1 protein-coding gene and 1 pseudogene are annotated in these 1,125 nt (G+C 64.4%); both read right to left on the bottom strand.

The genetic code is table 11. The features are described from left to right. A pseudogene (locus B2W70_RS18055) lies at positions 1 to 199 on the bottom strand (hypothetical protein); the annotation flags it as partial. 52 nt (positions 200 to 251) lie between these two features. Beyond that, a partial coding sequence (locus tag B2W70_RS18050) for an aromatic ring-hydroxylating oxygenase subunit alpha (RefSeq protein WP_286747933.1) occupies positions 252 to 1,125 on the bottom strand: 874 nt, incomplete at its 5' end.

Below are 1,125 nucleotides of genomic sequence, written 5' to 3'. Positions count from 1 at the left end.
TGCGGGGCACCGTCGTGCGCAGCGGCGTGGCCGTCTGCCAGGCGATGGCCGCCATGATGAGCGCACCCACCAGCCCTCGAGCGCTCACCACGGCCGCGGTGCCGAAATGCGCAGACGCCAGCTTCACGCACACGCCCATGCAGGCGAACAGCACGGTGGCGGCCACCATCTGCAAGTAGGGTGAATGTCGAATGGGCATCGGGGCTGCAAAGGAAAAGGCCGCCCGCAGGCGGCCTGTGCACGAGGGGCTGTCAGCCCTTGTAGGCCATCGTCCGGCGATACCACTCGTGGAAGTGCTGCATGCCGTCTTCCATCGGGCTTTGATAAGGACCGACTTCGTTGTCACCGCGCTCCATCAGGGCACGGCGGCCGGCGTCCATGCGCTCGCCGATCTCGTCGTCCTCGATGCAAGTCTCCATGTAGGCGGCGCGCTGGGCCTCGATGAACTCGCGCTCGAAGGCGGCGATTTCTTCGGGGTAGTAGAACTCCACCACGTTGAGCGTTTTCTGAGGCCCTTGCGGGTACATGTTGGAGACCACCAGCACGTGCGGGTACCACTCGACCATCATGGTCGGGTAGTAGGTCAGCCAGACGGCGCCTTGCGACGGCTTTTCGCCGCCACGGTAGTTCATCAGCACCTCGCGCCACTTCTTGTAGACGTCCGAGCCTGGCTTGTCGAAGCCCTTGGAGACGCCCACGGTCTGCACCGAGTAGGCGTCGGCCATGTCCCAGCTCAGGTCGTCGCAGGTCACGAAGTTGCCCAGGCCGGGGTGGAAAGGACCGACGTGGTAGTCCTCAAGGTAGACCTCGATGAAGGTCTTCCAGTTGTAGTTGCACTCGTGCAGCTCGACGTGGTCGAGCACGTAGCCGGTGAAGTCGAGGTCGCCACCCGGCTTGAAGCGCGCGTCCAGGCCGGCCAGGTCGACAGCGATGTCACGCCCGTTGTCTTCGAACAGCAGCCCGTTCCAGTTGCGAACCTTGTAGTTGTTCAGGTTCAGGCAGGGGTCGTGGTCGAAGTGGGGGGCGCCGATCAGCTCACCCTGGTGGGAGTACGTCCAGCGGTGCAGCGGGCAGACGATGTTGTGCTTGGTGTTACCGCGGCCGCGCAGCATGAGCGCCTGCCGG

This window comes from Aquabacterium sp. UBA2148 (assembly GCF_002328915.1).
In the GTDB taxonomy this organism is placed as follows: Bacteria; Pseudomonadota; Gammaproteobacteria; order Burkholderiales; family Burkholderiaceae_C; genus Aquabacterium; species Aquabacterium parvum.
The sequence above is the reverse complement of the archived record's forward strand: the minus strand, read 5'-3'. Positions and strand labels throughout refer to the sequence as shown.